This is a genomic window from Pseudomonas sp. TE3911 (genome assembly GCF_054062775.1).
In genome coordinates this window covers 927,374-944,882 of sequence record NZ_JBSSFP010000001.1, presented here as the reverse complement: position 1 = coordinate 944,882, position 17,509 = coordinate 927,374, and the positions used below count along the sequence as shown (strand labels likewise).

The 17,509-nt window shown below is 60.0% G+C and carries 18 protein-coding genes; 15 read left to right on the top strand and 3 right to left on the bottom strand.

Translation table 11 applies throughout. From position 1 onward, the window contains the following. Positions 1–103: 103 nt before the first annotated feature. Positions 104–457 (bottom strand): hydroxyisourate hydrolase, encoded by a 354-nt coding sequence (gene uraH, locus ACVWXD_RS04355; protein WP_032888007.1) that lies wholly within the window; start codon positions 455–457, stop codon positions 104–106. A 381-nt stretch (positions 458–838) separates the two neighbouring features. Here uraH and puuE point away from each other — a divergent pair, with 381 nt between their 5' ends. The 8 genes from puuE (at position 839) to ACVWXD_RS04315 (ending at position 8,126) form a co-directional block, all read left to right on the top strand. Beyond that, complete coding sequence (gene puuE, locus ACVWXD_RS04350) at positions 839–1,765, top strand: allantoinase PuuE (protein ID WP_032888005.1); 927 nt, start codon at positions 839–841, stop codon at positions 1,763–1,765. Beyond that, the gene (gene uraD / locus ACVWXD_RS04345) at positions 1,762–2,277 is read left to right on the top strand and encodes a 2-oxo-4-hydroxy-4-carboxy-5-ureidoimidazoline decarboxylase (RefSeq protein WP_032888003.1); all 516 of its coding nucleotides are present in this window, start codon (positions 1,762–1,764) and stop codon (positions 2,275–2,277) included. The genes puuE and uraD overlap by 4 nt, the downstream gene beginning before the upstream one ends. Positions 2,278–2,318: 41 nt before the next feature. Then, complete coding sequence (gene alc, locus ACVWXD_RS04340) at positions 2,319–3,314, top strand: allantoicase (protein ID WP_032888001.1); 996 nt, start codon at positions 2,319–2,321, stop codon at positions 3,312–3,314. A gap of 225 nt (positions 3,315–3,539) precedes the next feature. Further along, positions 3,540–4,043: an ureidoglycolate lyase gene (locus ACVWXD_RS04335; RefSeq protein ID WP_027603915.1), complete on the top strand. Its 504-nt coding sequence runs from the start codon at positions 3,540–3,542 to the stop codon at positions 4,041–4,043. Between the two features lie 51 nt (positions 4,044–4,094). After that, complete coding sequence (locus ACVWXD_RS04330; protein WP_032887999.1) at positions 4,095–5,378, top strand: urate hydroxylase PuuD; 1,284 nt, start codon at positions 4,095–4,097, stop codon at positions 5,376–5,378. A 176-nt stretch (positions 5,379–5,554) separates the two neighbouring features. After that, on the top strand, positions 5,555–6,901 hold the full coding sequence (locus tag ACVWXD_RS04325; protein WP_032887997.1) for a nucleobase:cation symporter-2 family protein: 1,347 nt from the start codon (positions 5,555–5,557) through the stop codon (positions 6,899–6,901). Between the two features lie 47 nt (positions 6,902–6,948). Then, complete coding sequence (locus ACVWXD_RS04320; RefSeq protein ID WP_143521257.1) at positions 6,949–7,344, top strand: hypothetical protein; 396 nt, start codon at positions 6,949–6,951, stop codon at positions 7,342–7,344. Then, positions 7,341–8,126 carry an outer membrane protein OmpK gene (locus ACVWXD_RS04315; RefSeq protein ID WP_032887994.1) on the top strand — a complete coding sequence of 262 codons (786 nt, stop codon included), beginning with the start codon at positions 7,341–7,343 and terminating at the stop codon, positions 8,124–8,126. Before ACVWXD_RS04320 ends, ACVWXD_RS04315 begins: the two co-directional genes overlap by 4 nt. 109 nt (positions 8,127–8,235) lie before the next feature. Here the strand turns inward: ACVWXD_RS04315 and ACVWXD_RS04310 are convergent, their stop codons facing one another. Together ACVWXD_RS04310 and ACVWXD_RS04305 are read right to left on the bottom strand one after the other, a co-directional pair. Then, complete coding sequence (locus ACVWXD_RS04310) at positions 8,236–9,384, bottom strand: patatin-like phospholipase family protein (protein ID WP_032887992.1); 1,149 nt, start codon at positions 9,382–9,384, stop codon at positions 8,236–8,238. Between the two features lie 30 nt (positions 9,385–9,414). Continuing rightward, the gene (locus ACVWXD_RS04305) at positions 9,415–10,350 is read right to left on the bottom strand and encodes a lipid A biosynthesis lauroyl acyltransferase (protein ID WP_032887990.1); all 936 of its coding nucleotides are present in this window, start codon (positions 10,348–10,350) and stop codon (positions 9,415–9,417) included. Between the two features lie 119 nt (positions 10,351–10,469). Between ACVWXD_RS04305 and minC the strand changes: the two genes are divergently transcribed. The 7 genes from minC (at position 10,470) to ACVWXD_RS04270 (ending at position 17,276) form a co-directional block, all read left to right on the top strand. Then, entirely contained in the window at positions 10,470–11,207 is a 738-nt protein-coding gene (minC, locus tag ACVWXD_RS04300; protein ID WP_032888096.1) for a septum site-determining protein MinC, read from the top strand. A 200-nt stretch (positions 11,208–11,407) separates the two neighbouring features. Further along, on the top strand, positions 11,408–12,220 hold the full coding sequence (gene minD / locus ACVWXD_RS04295) for a septum site-determining protein MinD (protein WP_017737535.1): 813 nt from the start codon (positions 11,408–11,410) through the stop codon (positions 12,218–12,220). Positions 12,221–12,223: 3 nt separating this feature from the next. Beyond that, positions 12,224–12,478: a cell division topological specificity factor MinE gene (gene minE, locus ACVWXD_RS04290; RefSeq protein WP_003175252.1), complete on the top strand. Its 255-nt coding sequence runs from the start codon at positions 12,224–12,226 to the stop codon at positions 12,476–12,478. Between the two features lie 96 nt (positions 12,479–12,574). Next, the gene (locus ACVWXD_RS04285; protein WP_181643233.1) at positions 12,575–13,210 is read left to right on the top strand and encodes an RluA family pseudouridine synthase; all 636 of its coding nucleotides are present in this window, start codon (positions 12,575–12,577) and stop codon (positions 13,208–13,210) included. A 172-nt stretch (positions 13,211–13,382) separates the two neighbouring features. Continuing rightward, a complete protein-coding gene (locus tag ACVWXD_RS04280) occupies positions 13,383–14,672 on the top strand; it encodes a M18 family aminopeptidase (protein WP_032887987.1) in 1,290 nt (429 codons plus the stop codon). A gap of 206 nt (positions 14,673–14,878) precedes the next feature. Next, complete coding sequence (locus tag ACVWXD_RS04275; protein ID WP_010208820.1) at positions 14,879–15,055, top strand: hypothetical protein; 177 nt, start codon at positions 14,879–14,881, stop codon at positions 15,053–15,055. A 52-nt stretch (positions 15,056–15,107) separates the two neighbouring features. Further along, positions 15,108–17,276: a mechanosensitive ion channel family protein gene (locus ACVWXD_RS04270; protein ID WP_032887985.1), complete on the top strand. Its 2,169-nt coding sequence runs from the start codon at positions 15,108–15,110 to the stop codon at positions 17,274–17,276. Positions 17,277–17,509: the final 233 nt, after the last annotated feature.

Sequence of the window (17,509 nt, the reverse complement as noted above, 5' to 3'; positions counted from 1 at the left end):
TAAGGCGCTAGATAATTGAACGTTTCTGCGCGCAAAAAAAAGCCCGCTGTGTGCGCGGGCGAAACCAACGAAGAGCTTTGGGGGTGTGAAGCGAGGTGACGACTCAGCTACCGCGATAGGTAGAGTAGCTGTAAGGCGAAATCAGCAGAGGCACGTGGTAGTGATCCTGTTCGGCACTGATACCAAAACGCAGTACGACGACATCAAGGAAGGCCGGCTCCGGCAACTGCACGCCACGGGCACGGTAGTAATCGCCGGCGCTGAATTGCAGCTGGTAAACACCCGTGCGGTAGTCATCGCCTTGCAGCAGCGGTGCATCGCAACGACCGTCGCTGTTGGTCAGGGCGCTGGCGACCAGCTCCAACTGCGTGCCTTCGACGCGGTACAGTTCAACCTGGATGGCGCTGCCGGGGCAGCCGTGGGCGGCATCGAGTACGTGTGTGGTCAGTCGTCCCATGGAACGGAGCTCCCTTGAGTAGAGTGAAAATAGGCCGCACCTTTACAGGGCATGCAAAATCCGGCGATGCGCTGATTAAGACACTTTTAATAAAAATTGTACACAATAAAAATTACAAACTTTTACTCACCACTTTGCGCAGCTATCCTCACTGCAAATTCTCAGCAAGCCTTGCTTTTAAACGCCCTTTCATCCATTTACTGACCAACCAGGCAAGTTTCTTGCAAAGCTAATCGGTGGCAACCGCCTGGAAAAAATGCAGAAATACAGGCTTACAAAGTGACCATCAAGTTGTATACAATCAGCTCATCGCTGTGACGCCACCAGGTTTTTCTACCGGTCGCCACGCACTTGCTACCACGAACAAGAAGGAAGACTGCAGTGAGCGCTGACTACCCACGCGACCTGATCGGTTACGGCAGTAACCCTCCTCACCCCCACTGGCCGGGCAAGGCACGCATCGCGTTGTCTTTCGTACTCAATTACGAAGAAGGCGGCGAGCGCAATATTTTGCACGGCGACAAAGAGTCCGAAGCCTTCCTATCGGAAATGGTCTCGGCCCAACCGCTGCAAGGCGCACGCAACATGAGCATGGAGTCGCTGTACGAATACGGCAGCCGTGCCGGCGTGTGGCGCATCCTCAAGCTGTTCAAAGAATTCGATATCCCGCTGACCATCTTCGCCGTGGCCATGGCCGCCCAGCGCCACCCGGACGTGATTCGCGCCATGGTCGAGGCCGGCCATGAGATCTGCAGCCACGGCTACCGCTGGATCGACTACCAGTACATGGACGAGGCCCAGGAGCGCGAGCATATGCTCGAAGCCATCCGCATCCTTACCGAACTGACCGGCGAACGCCCGCTGGGCTGGTACACCGGCCGCACCGGCCCGAACACCCGTCGCCTGGTGATGGAAGAAGGCGGTTTCCTGTACGACTGCGACACCTACGACGACGACCTGCCCTACTGGGAACCGAACAACCCAACCGGCAAGCCGCACCTGGTGATCCCCTACACCTTGGACACCAACGACATGCGCTTCACCCAGGTGCAAGGTTTCAACAAGGGCGATGACTTTTTCGAATACCTGAAGGATGCGTTCGACGTGCTGTACGCCGAAGGCGCCGAGGCACCGAAGATGTTGTCCATCGGCCTGCATTGCCGTTTGATTGGCCGCCCGGCGCGCCTGGCTGCGCTGAAGCGCTTTATCGAATACGCCAAGGGCCATGAACACGTGTGGTTCACCCGCCGCGTCGATATCGCCCGTCACTGGCATGAAACCCACCCGTACACGGGAGCGGCCAAATGACTGCATTCAAGACCCTGAAGCCATCGACCTTGAGCCGCGATGAGTTTGTCGCCGCCTTTGCCGATATCTACGAACACTCGCCATGGGTGGCCGAAAAGGCCTTCGACCTGGGCCAGGACCCTTCGATCGACCAGATCGAAACCCTGCACCAGCGCATGAGCGACATCCTGTTGAGCGCTGATCACACCAGTCAACTGGCCCTGATCAACGCCCACCCGGACCTGGCCGGCAAAGCTGCCGTCCAGGGCCAACTCACCCAAGCCAGCACTGATGAGCAAGCTGGCGCGGGGATTCACCAATGCACGGCCGAAGAGTTCTCGCGCTTCACCGAGCTGAACGATGCCTACAAAGCCACGTTCAAGTTTCCCTTCATCATGGCGGTGAAAGGCAGCAACCGGCACCAGATCCTGGCCGCATTCGAGACGCGCATTCACAACTCGGCGGACGCCGAATTCAAATGCGCCCTGGCCGAGATCAACAAGATCGCGTTGTTCCGTTTACTGACCCTCTAAACGACCATCCCCAGCCACTCTATATAAGGCAGACAAGAAGAATGAAAGCTTACGCCGTACCTTTCGAGAAGTTCGTCAACCTGGCCGACGCCCGTCTGGGCACCAAGATCCTTTCGGTGACCGATGACTGGTTCGCTGACGCCAACCGCCTGTTCCAGCCGACCCCGGCCGTGTGGAAGGAGGGCGTTTTCGATGACAACGGCAAGTGGATGGACGGCTGGGAGTCACGCCGCAAGCGCTTCGAAGGCTACGACAGCGCAGTGATCCGCCTGGGCGTACCGGGTTCGATCAAGGGCGTGGACATCGACACTTCATTCTTCACCGGCAACTTCCCGCCGTCGGCGTCCCTGGAAGCCTGCTTCCTGGCCTCGGGCGACCCGGATGACAACACCCAGTGGACCGAAGTGCTGTCGGCCGTCGAGTTGCAAGGCAACAGCCACCACTACCACGAGATCAGCAACGATCAGGCGTTCAGCCACCTGCGTTTCAACATCTACCCGGACGGCGGCGTAGCCCGTCTGCGTGTGTACGGTATTCCGTTCCGCGACTGGTCGTCGGTGGGCGACAACGAACAGGTCGACCTGGCGTCTGCCCTGAACGGCGGCCGTGCACTGGCGTGCTCCGATGAACACTTCGGCCGCATGAGCAACATTCTCAACCCAGGTCGTGGCATCAACATGGGCGATGGCTGGGAAACCGCTCGTCGTCGTACACCAGGCAATGACTGGGTGATCGTCGCATTGGGCCACCCGGGCGAGATCGAGAAGATCATCGTCGACACCCTGCACTTCAAGGGCAACTACCCGGACACCTGCTCGATCCAAGGCGCCTTCGTGAAAGGCGGCACCGACAGCCAGATCGAAACCCAATCGCTGTTCTGGCGCGAACTGCTGCCGGCGCAGAAGTTGGAAATGCACGCCGAACACACCTTCGCCGAGCAGATCAAGGCACTGGGCCCGATCACTCACATCCGCCTGAACGTGTTCCCGGATGGGGGCGTGAGCCGCCTGCGTGTACTGGGTAAAGTCGCCAAGTAAACGCTGAATCCTGTGGCAAAGTAGCTTGTTGTGGTGAGCGGGCTTGCCCCGCGTTGGGGCGCGAAGCGACCCTGGATGCAGACACCGCGTTTTCACAGAAGAAACGCAGTGATCTTGTTGGGGCCGCTTCGCAGCCCAGCGCGGGGTAAGCCCGCTCACCACACACGTTCATCACACCCACAAGCAACCGCATAACCAACACAGAATCCGGATAAGAAGACAGCCATGCGCACACTGATGATCGAACCCCTGACCAAAGAAGCCTTCGCACCTTTCGGAGACGTTATCGAAACCGATGGCAGCGATCACTTCATGATCAACAACGGGTCGACCATGCGCTTTCACAAGCTGGCAACGGTAGAAACCGCACAGCCTGAAGACAACGCCATCATCAGCATCTTCCGCGCCGACGCGCTGGATATGCCGCTGACCGTGTGCATGCTGGAAAGACACCCGCTGGGCAGCCAGGCTTTCATACCGCTGCTCGGCAACCCCTTTCTGATCGTGGTCGCGCCACTTGGCGATGCACCTGTATCGGGCTTGGTCCGCGCCTTCGTCACCAACGGCAGGCAGGGCATTAATTACCATCGCGGCGTCTGGCACCACCCGGTGCTGACGATCGAAAAGCGGGATGACTTCCTGGTGGTTGATCGCAGTGGCACAGGCAATAACTGCGATGAGCATTTTTTCAAAGAGGATGAGCGGTTGATCCTCGCCCCCCACCAATAAGAGAAGGCCGGATCACCCGACAACAAGGGTGACAGGCGAGAGGTAAAGACTGTGGAAGCACATCTGTTGGAATGGCTGAACCTTAGCGTGCGCTGGGTTCACATGATCACTGGCGTCGCCTGGATCGGCGCTTCGTTCTACTTTGTCTGGCTGGAAAACAACCTCAACCGCGTCAACCCCAAGAGCGGCCTCGCCGGTGACTTGTGGGCGATCCACGGTGGCGGTATCTACCACCTGGAAAAATACAAACTGGCCCCGCCGACCATGCCGGACAACCTGCACTGGTTCAAATGGGAAGCCTATTTCACCTGGATGTCGGGCGTCGCGCTGCTGTGCGTGGTGTTCTACCTCAACCCGACGCTGTACCTGCTCGCACCTGGCAGCAGCCTCAGCGGCACCGAAGGCGTATTGCTGGGCATTGGCTCACTGTTCGCCGGCTGGTTCATCTACTCCTTCCTCTGCGACTCGGCCCTGGGTAAACGCCCTGCCCTGCTCGGTTTCATCCTGTTTGTGCTGTTGATTGCGGCGGCCTATGGCTTCAGCAAAGTGTTCAGCGGCCGTGGCGCCTACCTGCACGTCGGTGCGGTGATCGGCACTATCATGGTGGGCAACGTGTTCCGCATCATCATGCCGGCGCAGCGCGCGCTGGTGGCGGCCATCGCCGAGAACCGCACGCCTGATCCGGCCCTGCCGGCCAAGGGATTGCTGCGTTCGCGCCATAACAACTACTTCACCTTGCCGGTGCTGTTCATCATGATCAGCAACCACTTCCCGAGCACCTACGGCAGCCAATACAACTGGCTGATCCTGGCGGGTATCGCGGTGGCGGCGGTGTTGGTACGGCACTACTTCAACACCCGTCACAACAGCCAGAAGTATGCATGGACCTTACCGGTCGGCGCGTTGGCGATGATCAGCCTGGCATACGTCACTGGGCCAAAACCGGCAGAGCCGATTGCCAAGGCACCTGCGGCCATCGAATACCAGCCACTGCCTGAAACGGCGTTGGGTGGTGGTTTGAAACCCGCGGCTCCAGCAGCTCCCGCCGCCGAGCCGGCACCCGCCCAGGCGACGATTGATTTCGATAAGGTGCATGGGGTGATCCAGGAGCGTTGCGCCGTGTGCCATTCGGCCAAGCCCACCAGCCCGCTGTTCAGCACCGCTCCGGCTGGGGTGATGTTCGATACCCCGGCGCAGATTCAGCAACAGGCAGCACGCATTCAGGCGCAGGCCGTGGCGAGCCAGATCATGCCGCTGGGCAACATCACCCAGATGACCCAGCAGGAGCGGGATTTGATTGGCACGTGGATCAACCAGGGGGCGCGTACCAACTGACAGATTCACACAGTTCCAATGTGGGAGGGGCTTGCCCCCGATAGCCGTGTGTCATTCAAAACATCAGTGACTGAACCACCGCAATCGGGGGCAAGCCCCCATCCCACCGGGGACTTGTAGTGATTTAGAGATTGCGTTCCACACAACACAAAAATAAAAAAGATCCGAGGTGTTGCATGACCGAGTTAGTCGAACCGCAGATTCCTGCCGCCCCTGCCATGGAGCGGCTGCCCCTCTTGCAACTGATTCTGGTAGGCCTGCAACACGTCTTGCTGATGTACGGCGGCGCCGTCGCCGTACCCCTCATCATTGGCCAGGCCGCGGGCTTGAGCCGTGAAGAAATCGCTTTCCTGATCAACGCCGACCTGCTGGTGGCCGGTATCGCCACCATGATCCAGTCATTCGGCATCGGCCCGGTGGGCATTCGTATGCCGGTGATGATGGGCGCCAGTTTTGCCGCCGTCGGCAGCATGGTCGCCATGGCCGGCATGCCGGGTATCGGCTTGCAGGGTATCTTCGGCGCGACCATCGCGGCGGGGTTCTTCGGGATGATCATTGCGCCCTTCATGTCCAAGGTGGTGCGCTTTTTCCCACCGTTGGTGACTGGCACCGTGATCACCGCCATCGGCCTTTCGCTATTCCCCGTGGCCGTGAACTGGGCCGGCGGCGGCAGCGCGGCAGCCACATTTGGCTCGCCGATCTACCTGGCGATTGCCGCGCTGGTACTGGCTACCATCCTGCTGATCAACCGCTTCATGCGCGGTTTCTGGGTGAACATTTCGGTGCTGATCGGTATGGGGCTTGGCTACGGCTTGTGCGGCATCATTGGCATGGTCGACCTCAGCGGCCTGGCCCAGGCGCCGTGGGTGCAGGTGGTGACACCGCTGCACTTCGGCATGCCGAAGTTCGAGTTGGCGCCGATCCTGTCGATGTGCCTGGTCGTGGTGATTATCTTTGTCGAATCCACCGGGATGTTCCTCGCCCTGGGCAAGATCACCGGTCAGGAAGTGTCCCCCAAGATGCTGCGTCGGGGCTTGCTGTGTGATGCCGGCGCGTCGTTCTTCGCCGGGTTCTTCAACACCTTTACCCACTCCTCATTCGCCCAGAACATCGGCCTGGTGCAGATGACCGGCGTGCGTTGCCGCTCGGTGACGATCATGGCCGGCGCGTTCCTGATTGTGCTCAGCCTGTTGCCCAAAGCGGCGTACCTGGTGGCATCGATTCCACCGGCAGTGCTCGGCGGTGCGGCGATTGCCATGTTCGGCATGGTCGCAGCCACCGGCATCAAGATCCTTCAGGAAGCTGACATCGCCGACCGCCGCAACCAGTTGCTGGTAGCGGTGAGCATCGGCATGGGCCTGATTCCCGTAGTGCGCCCGGAGTTCTTCGCCCAACTGCCGTTGTGGATGAGCCCGATTACCCACAGTGGAATCGCCATGGCCACCCTCAGCGCGTTGTCGCTGAATATCCTGTTCAACATCCTCGGCGGTTCAGAACGCCCTGCCGTCGCTCATACGCATTGATTCCTTCGTTACGACAACAAAAACAATACCGAACAAGGAACCCCACCATGCACACCCTCCACCTGGGGGCGGCCATCAGCCGTGCCCCATTTATGCCCGACACGCTCTGTAAGAGCGCACTTGAGCCAAGGCTTGGGAGCCAGTATTCTCCGCGCCCGCTCGAATCGACTCAAAAAAAAACAGCGAATGTAAAAGCTGACTGCAAGGCCAACTTATCCCGGCCTAATGTCTGCTGCCACGGTGCACAAAACGCCTCTGTATTCGACTGCATTTGTTGCAGCCGACGGGGATTTTTTGGCGTTTCAAACACCTTGGCGCAGCTCTTGCTAAAAGCACTAAAGCTGACCAAACAGACGATTTTTGCAGCGAACCAAAAGGCGCCACACCAGAGCGCCTGCGTAGAAGAAAAACCACAAAACCTTAACTCGGGAGCAACCGAATGAAACCTATGTTCAAAGGCCTGATGCTGGCAGGATCCCTGCTTGCGGGTGGTCAGGCCGTGGCCGGTGACTTGTTGCAGTGGCAGAACAACAGCCTGACGTACCTGTGGGGCAAGAGCTTTACCGTCAACCCGCAGATCCAGCAAACCGTCACCTTCGAACACGCCGACGCGTGGAAGTACGGCGACAACTTTGTGTTCGTCGACCGTATCTTCTACAACGGCAAGGAAGACGGCAACGTCGGCCCAAGCACCTACTACGGCGAGATCAGCCCACGGTTGTCATTCGGTAAAATCCTCGACAAAGACCTGTCCTTCGGCCCGATCAAGGATGTGCTGCTGGCCTTCACTTACGAGTTCGGCGAAGGCGATAACGAGTCGTACCTGCTCGGCCCGGCGTTCGACTTGAACATCCCTGGTTTCGACTACTTCCAACTGAACTTCTATCAGCGCCAGACCGAAGGCAATCGCGCGGGTGATGGCGTTTGGCAAATCACTCCGGTGTGGGCCTACACCATTCCCGTCGGCAGCTCCGACATCCTGATCGACGGCTTCATGGATTGGGTGGTGGATAACGACAAAAACGCCCGTGGCACTTACCACGCCAACCTGCACTTCAACCCGCAGGTTAAATACGACCTGGGTAAAGCGCTGCATTGGGGCGATAAGCAGCTGTATGTGGGTTTTGAGTACGACTACTGGAAGAACAAGTACGGGATCGAAGATTCGGGTGCATTCAAGACCACCCAGGACACGGCGAGCTTCCTGGTCAAGTATCACTTCTAAAAGCCAATGCAAGACAAATGTGGGAGGGGGCTTGCTCCCGATAGCGAAGTGTCAGTCACTCTATTTGTTGACTGACACACTGCTATCGGGAGCAAGCCCCCTCCCACATTCAGATAGGCGGCAGGCCCAGGAACCGCATGATCTCCTCACGCTTGGCCAGCGCATCTTTTCTGCCCAACTCAATCAACTCGCTGCAATACCCCGCCTCGAACAGCAAGTAACTCAGCACCCCCGCCCCGCTCGTCTTGGTCGCCCCCGGCCCACGCAAGAACAACCGCAACGCCGCCGGCAATTCCTGCCGATGCCTTGCCGCGATTTCATCGATCGGCTGGCTTGGCGCAATCACCAGCACTTCAACCGGTGCCAGGCCTCGGGCCGCGCTGTCGGCTGGCTGGTGATGGCTGAACTGGTTCAGACGCTCCAGCAATTCGATATCACTTTCCAGGCTGTCGATGAACGTGCTGTTGAGCATGTGCCCACCGATCTGGGCCAGGGTCGGTTCCTGACCGGTGTAGGTGCGCTGCACCGACGGCTCATTGCCCCGCGGGTTGCCGCTGACGCCCACCACCAGCACGCGGGTCGCCCCCAGGTGCAGCGCCGGGCTGATCGGGGCTGATTGGCGCACCGCACCGTCACCGAAATATTCCTGGTCGAGTTTCACCGGGGCAAACAGCAAAGGGATCGCTGAACTGGCCAGCAGGTGCTCAACCGTCAGTTGCGTCGGGACGCCGATACGCCGATGGCGCAACCACGCATCAATGGTGCCGCCACCTTGATAGAAGGTCACCGCCTGCCCGGATTCATAGCCGAACGCGGTGACCGCCACCGCGTGCAAATGCTTGTTTCGGATGGCTTCGTCGATGCCGCCCAGGTTCAGGCGCTCTTGCAACAAGTCCCGCAGCGGAGAGCTATTAAGCAACGCTACCGGCACTTGCGCGCCCAGGCCCAACAGGCTGTGGATGAGGAAACGACTCGCCTGGCGAATAACCCCCGGCCAATCACTGCGCAACACCAGATGGCTGCGAAAGCCCTGCCAGAAGGCAGTAAGACGCTGGATCGCCGCCGTGAAATCCATCGCGCCACTGGCCAGTGTCACCGCATTGATCGCCCCGGCCGAGGTGCCGACGATCACCGGAAACGGGTTGGGCGCCCCTGGTGGCAACAGCTCGGCAATCGCCGCCAAAACACCCACCTGATACGCCGCTCGCGCCCCGCCGCCGGAAAGAATCAAGCCTGTTACCGGTTCAGCTGGGCGCATCGCATCACTCCGTGTGGGGAAAATCTCGCCTTATCGGCGGCTTTTTTCGTACAACTTGGGTTCGCCCGGTGGCCGGCTCTTGAAGCGGCGGTGGGTCCACAGGTATTGCTCGGGGCATTCGCGTACAGAGGTTTCGACCCACTGGTTGATGCGCAGGCAGTCCACCTCATCGCTTTCGCCGGGAAAGTCGGTCAACGGCGGATGGATCACCAGGCGGTAACCACTGCCGTCGGCCAGGCGCTCCTGGGTGAACGGCACCACCAGCGCCTTGCCCAGGCGGGCAAACTTGCTGGTGGCGGTGACGGTGGCGGCCTGGATGCCGAACAGCGGTACGAAAATACTTTGCTTGGCGCCATAGTCCTGGTCCGGTGCGTACCAGATGGCGCGGCCAGCGCGCAGCAGCTTAAGCATGCCGCGTACGTCTTCGCGCTCGATGGCCAGGGAATCAAGGTTGTGGCGCTCGCGGCCACGGCGCTGGATAAAGTCGAACAACGGATTGCCGTGCTCGCGGTACATCCCATCAATGGTGTGCTTTTGGCCCAACAGCGCCGCGCCGATTTCCAGGGTGGTGAAATGCAGGGCCATGAGGATCACGCCCTTGCCATCGAGTTGGGCCTGCTTGAGGTGCTCCAGCCCTTCGACATGGGCCAGACGCGACAGGCGCTGGCGCGACCACCACCAACTCATGGCCATTTCAAAGAAGGCGATGCCTGTGGAGGCAAAGTTTTCCTTGAGCAACTGCTTACGCTCTTTAGCGGTTTTTTCCGGGAAGCACAGTTCCAGGTTACGCGCGGCGATGCGGCGACGCTCGCTGGCCACACGGTACATACCCGCGCCCAGTAACCGACCAATGGCCAGCAGCGCGCGGTATGGCAATTGGGTGACCAGCCACAGCAGGCCGAGCCCAAGCCATAGCAGCCAGAAACGCGGGTGAAAAAATGCAGCTCGAAAACGCGGGCGATCCATTACAGATTCCGGTAAAGACAGGGCCGCGCATTCTACAACGGTTCGACCCGGCTTGCGGCCAGTGGATGTTCTCGTTATAAGTCTCGACACTTTTCGTGACAAGCCGCTTTATGCCGACCATGAGCCAAACCGAACCGCTAGACCAAGATCCCGTGTTCCAGCTGAAAGGCAGCATGCTCGCCATCACCGTGCTGGAACTCGCCCGTAACGACCTCGACGCCCTGGACCGCCAGCTCGCCGCCAAGGTCGCCCTGGCGCCAAACTTCTTTAACAACGCCCCGCTGGTGCTGGCCCTGGACAAACTGCCGGCCGGCCAGGGCGCTGTCGATCTGCCCGGCCTGATGCGCGTGTGCCGCTCCCATGGCCTGCGCACTCTCGCCATTCGTGCCAGCCGTATCGAAGACATTGCCGCGGCCATCGCCATTGAACTGCCAGTACTGCCACCGTCCGGCGCACGCGAGCGTCCGCTCGAACCATTGGTCGGTGAAGAGAAGAAAAAACCGGAAAAACCACCGGAGCCGACGATAAAGCCTACAAAGATCATCACCTCTCCCGTACGCGGTGGGCAGCAAATTTACGCCCAAGGCGGCGACCTGGTTGTCATCTCCTCGGTCAGTCCCGGCGCGGAACTTCTCGCCGATGGCAACATCCATGTATACGGCCCGATGCGCGGACGTGCCCTCGCCGGCATCAAGGGTGATACCAAGGCCCGTATTTTTTGCCAGCAGTTGACCGCTGAGCTAGTGTCCATCGCAGGCCAGTACAAGGTTTCCGAAGATTTGCGCCGTGATCCGCTGTGGGGGGCCGGGGTGCAGGTCAGCCTGTCGGGCGATGTGTTGAACATCATCCGTCTTTAACGGATACTGCCGCATTTTCCAAGCATCTCTAGACTCTGATAGCACAGCGAAACCGGCAATACTTGTGTAGGAACATCTGAAGGTTGGCGTTTTTCCTACGCTAACCCGTCTTTTTCCTACAAAGACCGTCCGCCTGCAGCGAGTTCCAAGAGATGTTTTTCAGGGACTGAAAAGTCCTTTTTCCTTAGGGGTGAAACACCTTGGCCAAGATTCTCGTGGTTACATCCGGCAAGGGTGGTGTGGGTAAGACCACCACCAGCGCCGCTATCGGTACCGGCCTCGCTCTGCGCGGCCACAAGACAGTCATCGTCGACTTCGACGTCGGTTTGCGTAACCTCGACCTGATCATGGGCTGCGAACGCCGTGTGGTGTACGACTTCGTCAACGTGGTGAACGGCGAAGCCAACCTGCAACAGGCCCTGATCAAGGACAAGCGCCTTGAGAACCTGTACGTACTGGCCGCCAGCCAGACCCGTGACAAAGATGCGTTGACCAAAGAAGGCGTAGGCAAAGTCCTCGCTGAACTGAAGGAAACCTTCGAATACGTCGTCTGCGACTCCCCGGCCGGCATCGAAACCGGTGCTCATTTGGCGATGTACTTCGCCGATGAAGCCATCGTGGTAACCAACCCGGAAGTGTCCTCCGTACGTGACTCGGACCGCATGCTCGGCCTGCTGGCCAGCAAGTCCCAGCGCGCAGAGAAAGGTGAAGACCCGATCAAGGAGCACCTGCTGCTCACCCGCTACAACCCTGAGCGCGTCAGCAACGGCGAAATGCTCGGTGTCGAGGACGTCAAGGACATCCTCGCGGTGACCCTGCTGGGCGTGATCCCGGAATCCCAGGCCGTCCTGAAGGCTTCCAACCAGGGTGTCCCGGTTATTCTTGACGACCAGAGCGACGCCGGCCAGGCGTACAGCGATGCGGTTGATCGCTTGCTGGGCAAGACCGTGGAACATCGCTTCCTCGATGTTAAGAAGAAGGGATTCTTCGAGCGTATCTTTGGAGGCAACTAAACAATGAAATTTCTCGACTTCTTTCGCGCCAACAAAAAGCCAAGCACCGCGTCGGTCGCGAAAGAGCGTCTACAGATCATCGTGGCGCACGAACGCGGCCAACGCAGCACCCCGGACTACCTGCCAGCCTTGCAGAAGGAACTGGTCGAGGTGATCCGCAAGTACGTCAACATCGGCAACGATGACGTGCATGTCGCTCTGGAAAATGACGGCAGCTGCTCGATTCTGGAACTCAATATCACCCTGCCTGATCGTTGATCGAACAGGCGGCCGCCACGGCGGCTCGCACACCTTGATCCCATAGCGGGAACCGGGTGGGCGAGCCGCCGTTGGCGTTTGTTACGAGGCTGTTTAATGCCGCTGTCCAATATCCATATCCTGCATCAGGACGACGCTGTCCTGGTGGTGAACAAGCCGACCCTGCTGCTCTCGGTGCCTGGCCGCGCTGACGACAACAAGGACTGCCTGATCACCCGCCTGCAGGAAAACGGCTACCCCGAAGCCCGCATCGTCCATCGCCTGGACTGGGAAACCTCGGGGATCATCCTGCTCGCCCGGGATGCCGATACCCATCGCGAACTGTCCCGCCAGTTTCACGACCGTGAAACCGAGAAGGCCTACACCGCATTGGCCTGGGGCCAGCCGGAGCTCGACAGCGGCAGCATTGATCTGCCCTTGCGCTACGACCCGCCGACCAAACCACGGCATGTGGTGGATCACGAGTTCGGCAAACACGCGATGACCTTCTGGAGGGTGCTGGAACGTTGCGGCGACTGGTGCCGTGTGGAGCTGACGCCGATCACCGGGCGCTCACACCAGTTGCGCGTGCACATGCTGTCGATCGGTCATCCGTTGCTCGGCGACGGCCTGTATGCCCATGAGCAAGCCCTGGCTGCGTGGCCGCGCCTGTGCTTGCACGCAAGCATGCTGAGCTTTACTCATCCGCAGAGTGGCGAGCGTTTGCGCTTCGAGTGCCCAGCGCCCTTCTAAAGCTGTGAACACAGAACAAATGTGGGAGGGGGCTTGCCCCCGATGGCGGAGAATCAGTCACTGTATTGTTGACTGACCCACTGCAATCGGGGGCAAGCCCCCTCCCACATTTGTACTGTGCACTTCCCGTCACCGAACGGTAAACTCCGCGCATTGCTGTCTGGAGCTATTTATGCGCGAAGCGTTGAATCAAGGCCTGATCGACTTCCTCAAGGCCTCCCCTACTCCTTTTCATGCCACTGCCGCCCTGGCCCAGCGCCTGGAAGCGGCCGGTTACCAGCGTCTCGACGAGCGCGAAACCTGGGCCACCGAAGCCAACGGTCGCTACTACGTGACCCGCAACGACTCCTCGATCATCGCCTTCAAGCTCGGCCGTCACTCGCCGCTGCAGGGCGGGATTCGCCTGGTGGGCGCCCATACCGACAGCCCGTGCCTGCGGGTCAAGCCCCAGCCCGAGCTGCAACGCCAGGGCTTCTGGCAGTTGGGCGTGGAAGTCTACGGCGGCGCCTTGCTGGCGCCGTGGTTTGACCGCGACTTGTCCCTGGCAGGCCGCGTGACGTTCCGCCGCGACGGCAAAGTCGAAAGCCAACTGATCGACTTCAAGCTGCCCATCGCCATCATCCCGAACCTGGCCATTCACCTGAACCGCGAAGCCAACCAGGGCTGGGCAATCAACGCCCAGACCGAACTGCCGCCGATCCTCGCGCAGTTTGCCGGTGACGAGCGCGTGGACTTCCGAGCCGTGCTCACCGAGCAACTGGCGCGCGAGCACGGGTTGAACGCTGATGTGGTGCTCGATTACGAGCTGAGCTTCTACGACACCCAGAGTGCAGCTGTAATTGGCCTCAATGGCGACTTCATCGCCGGCGCGCGCCTCGACAACCTATTGTCGTGCTACGCCGGCCTGCAAGCCCTGCTCACCAGCGAGACCGACGAAACCTGCGTACTGGTGTGCAACGACCACGAAGAAGTCGGTTCCTGCTCGGCCTGCGGTGCCGATGGCCCAATGCTGGAACAGACCCTGCGACGCCTGTTACCGGAAGGTGATGAATTCGTACGTACCATTCAGAAATCCCTGTTGGTATCGGCGGACAATGCCCACGGTGTGCACCCGAACTACGCCGACAAGCACGACGCCAACCACGGCCCCAAGCTCAATGCCGGCCCGGTAATCAAGGTCAACAGCAACCAGCGCTACGCGACCAACAGCGAAACCGCCGGGTTCTTCCGCCACCTGTGCATGGCCGAAGAAGTGCCGGTACAGAGCTTTGTGGTGCGCAGCGACATGGGCTGCGGCTCGACCATCGGCCCGATCACCGCCAGCCACCTGGGCGTGCGTACCGTGGACATCGGCCTGCCGACGTTTGCCATGCACTCCATTCGTGAACTGTGCGGCAGCCATGACCTGGCGCATCTGGTGAAGGTACTGGGTGCGTTCTACGCCAGTCGCGACCTGCCTTGATCCAAAGGCTGAATACAGCCAGAAATGTGGGAGGGGGCTTGCCCCCGATGCGGTGGGTCAGCTAAAAACAAGCTGACTGACAGACCGCTATCGAGGGCAAGCCCCCTCCCACATTTGGTTTACGTACACCTGACCTATATCACCTGCACTTCCCGCAATCCGACCTAGACTTGTCAGTATTCCCACTCCGACAAGGCCGTCGCACCATGATCTCCATGTCCTCCTTCCACGCCATGCTTATCCCTATTCTGATCGGCATGATCATGCTCGCGGTCGGCTTCAACTTTCGCGACAAGCCCCTCGGCGTGTTCGGCATGTGGATCGGTATGCTGCTGATCCTGGGCACCGTGGTGTACAAGATCCTCGCCAAACTGGCCGAATGACGCGTGCACTCGTACACTCGCTCAACCCGTCGTTTCCAAGGTTGACCGCCTCGTGCTTTCCCGTCTGTTTGCCCTGCCCTGCTACCTGCTGATCGCCCTGTTCACCCTGCTGCCGCTGACTTCTGCCCAAGCAGTCGGTTTGCCCGGCCTGCTCGGCAGCACTAACAAGTCCCAGCCCCAGGCAGAAGTGCCCCTCGGCCAATCGCTGGACGAGGTGATCAAGACCCTGGAAAACGACCAGCAGCGCACCCAACTGCTGAGCGATCTGAAAAAACTCCGCGCCGCCACACAAAAAGCCCAGCCGGCCGCCGAACAGGGCGTGCTTGGGCTGATCGGCAGCACGCTGTCGACCCTGGAGCAACAGTTCTCCGGCAACGACAGCCCGCTGGGGCGTTGGTCCGATGAGATCGACCAGGCCAAGGACGAACTCGACGCTTTGATGCTGCCGGCCAACGAATGGCTGCCAATCATTTTTGGCTTTGCGCTTATTCTCGCGGTGTGGAGCCTGCTGGCCTACGTGCTGATATGGCTCAGCCACCGCGTCCGCGAACGGTTCGGCCTGCCTGAAGAACTGCCGCAACACCCGCGCACCTGGGACATGGTGCGCTTTGCCCTGCGCAAACTGGGGCCGTGGCTGATCGCGCTGGTGATCACCGTGTACATGAGCTACGCACTGCCCTCTTCCCTGGGTAAATCCCTGGCGATGGTGTTGGCTTACGCGCTGGTGGTCGGTACCTGTTTCTCAGCCATCTGCGTGATCGCGTTCTCTTTGCTCGACGGCCCGCACCGCCATCGTGCGCTGTATATCCTGCGGCACCAGGCCTTTCGTCCGCTGTGGTGGATCGGCAGCTTTGCCGCTTTTGGTGAAGCCCTGAGCGACCCACGCCTGGTAACCGCGCTCGGCCAACACCTGTCTCACACCGCCGCAACCGTCGCCAATGTGATGGCGGCGTTGTCCACCGGCGTGTTTATCCTGCGGTTTCGCCGCCCGATCGCCCACCTGATACGCAACCAACCGCTGTCGCGCCGCCTCACTCGTCGCGCCCTCAGCGACACCCTCTCGATCATCGGTTCGTTCTGGTACCTCCCGGCCTTGCTGTTGGTGGGCATTTCGCTGTTTGCCACGTTCGTCTCTGCCGGCGACACCAGCACCGCCCTGCGCCAATCGCTGCTGTGCACGGTGTTGCTGGTGTTGTGCATGGTCATCAACGGCCTGGTACGCCGCCATGCTCTCAAGCCGCAACGCGGGCACAAGCGCCATGCGCTGTACTCCGAGCGTTTGAAAAGCTTCATCTACACCCTGGCCCACCTGGCGGTATGGCTGGTGTTTATCGAGCTGGGCCTGCGGGTCTGGGGCCTGTCGCTGATTGGCTTTGCCGAAGGCGAGGGGCATGAAATCGCGGTCAAACTGTTCGGCCTGGCCGGTACGCTGCTGTTCGCCTGGCTGATCTGGATCCTCAGCGACACGGCGATCCACCACGCCCTCACCCGCTCGCGCAAAGGCCTGGCCAATGCGCGGGCGCAGACCATGATGCCGTTGATCCGCAACGTACTGTTCGTGACGATATTCATCATTGCCGCCATCGTCGCCCTGGCGAATATGGGCATGAACGTCACACCGCTGCTGGCGGGTGCCGGTGTGATCGGGCTGGCCATCGGTTTTGGTGCGCAGTCGCTGGTGGCGGACTTGATCACCGGCCTGTTCATCATCATCGAAGATTCCCTGGCGATTGATGACTACGTGGATGTAGGCGGCCACCTCGGCACCGTCGAGGGCCTGACCATCCGCACCGTGCGCCTGCGCGACATCGACGGGATTGTGCACACCATTCCGTTCAGCGAGATCAAGAGCATCAAGAACTACTCGCGAGAGTTCGGCTACGCGATCTTCCGGGTGGCAATTCCGTACAACATGGACATTGATAACGCGATCAAGCTGATCCGTGATGTCGGCCAGAAAATGCGCAATGACCCGCTGCAGCGCCGCAATATCTGGTCCCCGCTGGAGATCCAGGGGGTGGAAAGCTTTGAGTCAGGCAGCGCGATCCTGCGCGCCCGGTTCAAGACGGCGCCGATCAAGCAATGGGAAGTGTCACGGGCGTTCAACCTGTCGCTGAAACGACATCTGGACGAGGCCGGGTTGGATCTGGCAACACCTCGATTGAGTGTGCAGGTGGTGACGGGAGCTTCGGGTGGGCTGGAGAAAGAGAAGGACGCTTGAAGTCGTCGCACCCACCTTTGCCGAGCGGCTTGTTGTGGTGAGCGGGCCTGCCCCGCGCTGGAGCGCGAAGCGGTCCTGAACGGGTGGAATGCGGTGTATCTGATACAACTCAGTGGCTGGAGTGGGGCTGCTTTGCAGCCCAGCGCGGGGCAAGCCCGCTCACCGCACCAGGCCCGCTTGCCACAATACGCGCGCTCACCCCATAGAGCCTGACTACCTGACACAAACCGCCA

Excerpts from the sequence above, each read along its gene's own strand:
- ACVWXD_RS04305 (WP_032887990.1), bottom strand. The coding sequence starts at position 10,350 with ATGGATCGCCCGCGTTTTCGAGCTGCATTTTTTCACCCGCGTTTCTGG.
- minE (WP_003175252.1), top strand. The coding sequence starts at position 12,224 with ATGAAATTTCTCGACTTCTTTCGCGCCAACAAAAAGCCAAGCACCGCG.
- minC (WP_032888096.1), top strand. The coding sequence starts at position 10,470 with ATGAGCCAAACCGAACCGCTAGACCAAGATCCCGTGTTCCAGCTGAAA.
- ACVWXD_RS04320 (WP_143521257.1), top strand. The coding sequence starts at position 6,949 with ATGCACACCCTCCACCTGGGGGCGGCCATCAGCCGTGCCCCATTTATG.
- ACVWXD_RS04310 (WP_032887992.1), bottom strand. The coding sequence starts at position 9,384 with ATGCGCCCAGCTGAACCGGTAACAGGCTTGATTCTTTCCGGCGGCGGG.
- ACVWXD_RS04275 (WP_010208820.1), top strand. The coding sequence starts at position 14,879 with ATGATCTCCATGTCCTCCTTCCACGCCATGCTTATCCCTATTCTGATC.
- uraD (WP_032888003.1), top strand. The coding sequence starts at position 1,762 with ATGACTGCATTCAAGACCCTGAAGCCATCGACCTTGAGCCGCGATGAG.
- ACVWXD_RS04335 (WP_027603915.1), top strand. The coding sequence starts at position 3,540 with ATGCGCACACTGATGATCGAACCCCTGACCAAAGAAGCCTTCGCACCT.
- ACVWXD_RS04315 (WP_032887994.1), top strand. The coding sequence starts at position 7,341 with ATGAAACCTATGTTCAAAGGCCTGATGCTGGCAGGATCCCTGCTTGCG.
- ACVWXD_RS04325 (WP_032887997.1), top strand. The coding sequence starts at position 5,555 with ATGACCGAGTTAGTCGAACCGCAGATTCCTGCCGCCCCTGCCATGGAG.
- uraH (WP_032888007.1), bottom strand. The coding sequence starts at position 457 with ATGGGACGACTGACCACACACGTACTCGATGCCGCCCACGGCTGCCCC.
- alc (WP_032888001.1), top strand. The coding sequence starts at position 2,319 with ATGAAAGCTTACGCCGTACCTTTCGAGAAGTTCGTCAACCTGGCCGAC.
- ACVWXD_RS04285 (WP_181643233.1), top strand. The coding sequence starts at position 12,575 with ATGCCGCTGTCCAATATCCATATCCTGCATCAGGACGACGCTGTCCTG.
- ACVWXD_RS04280 (WP_032887987.1), top strand. The coding sequence starts at position 13,383 with ATGCGCGAAGCGTTGAATCAAGGCCTGATCGACTTCCTCAAGGCCTCC.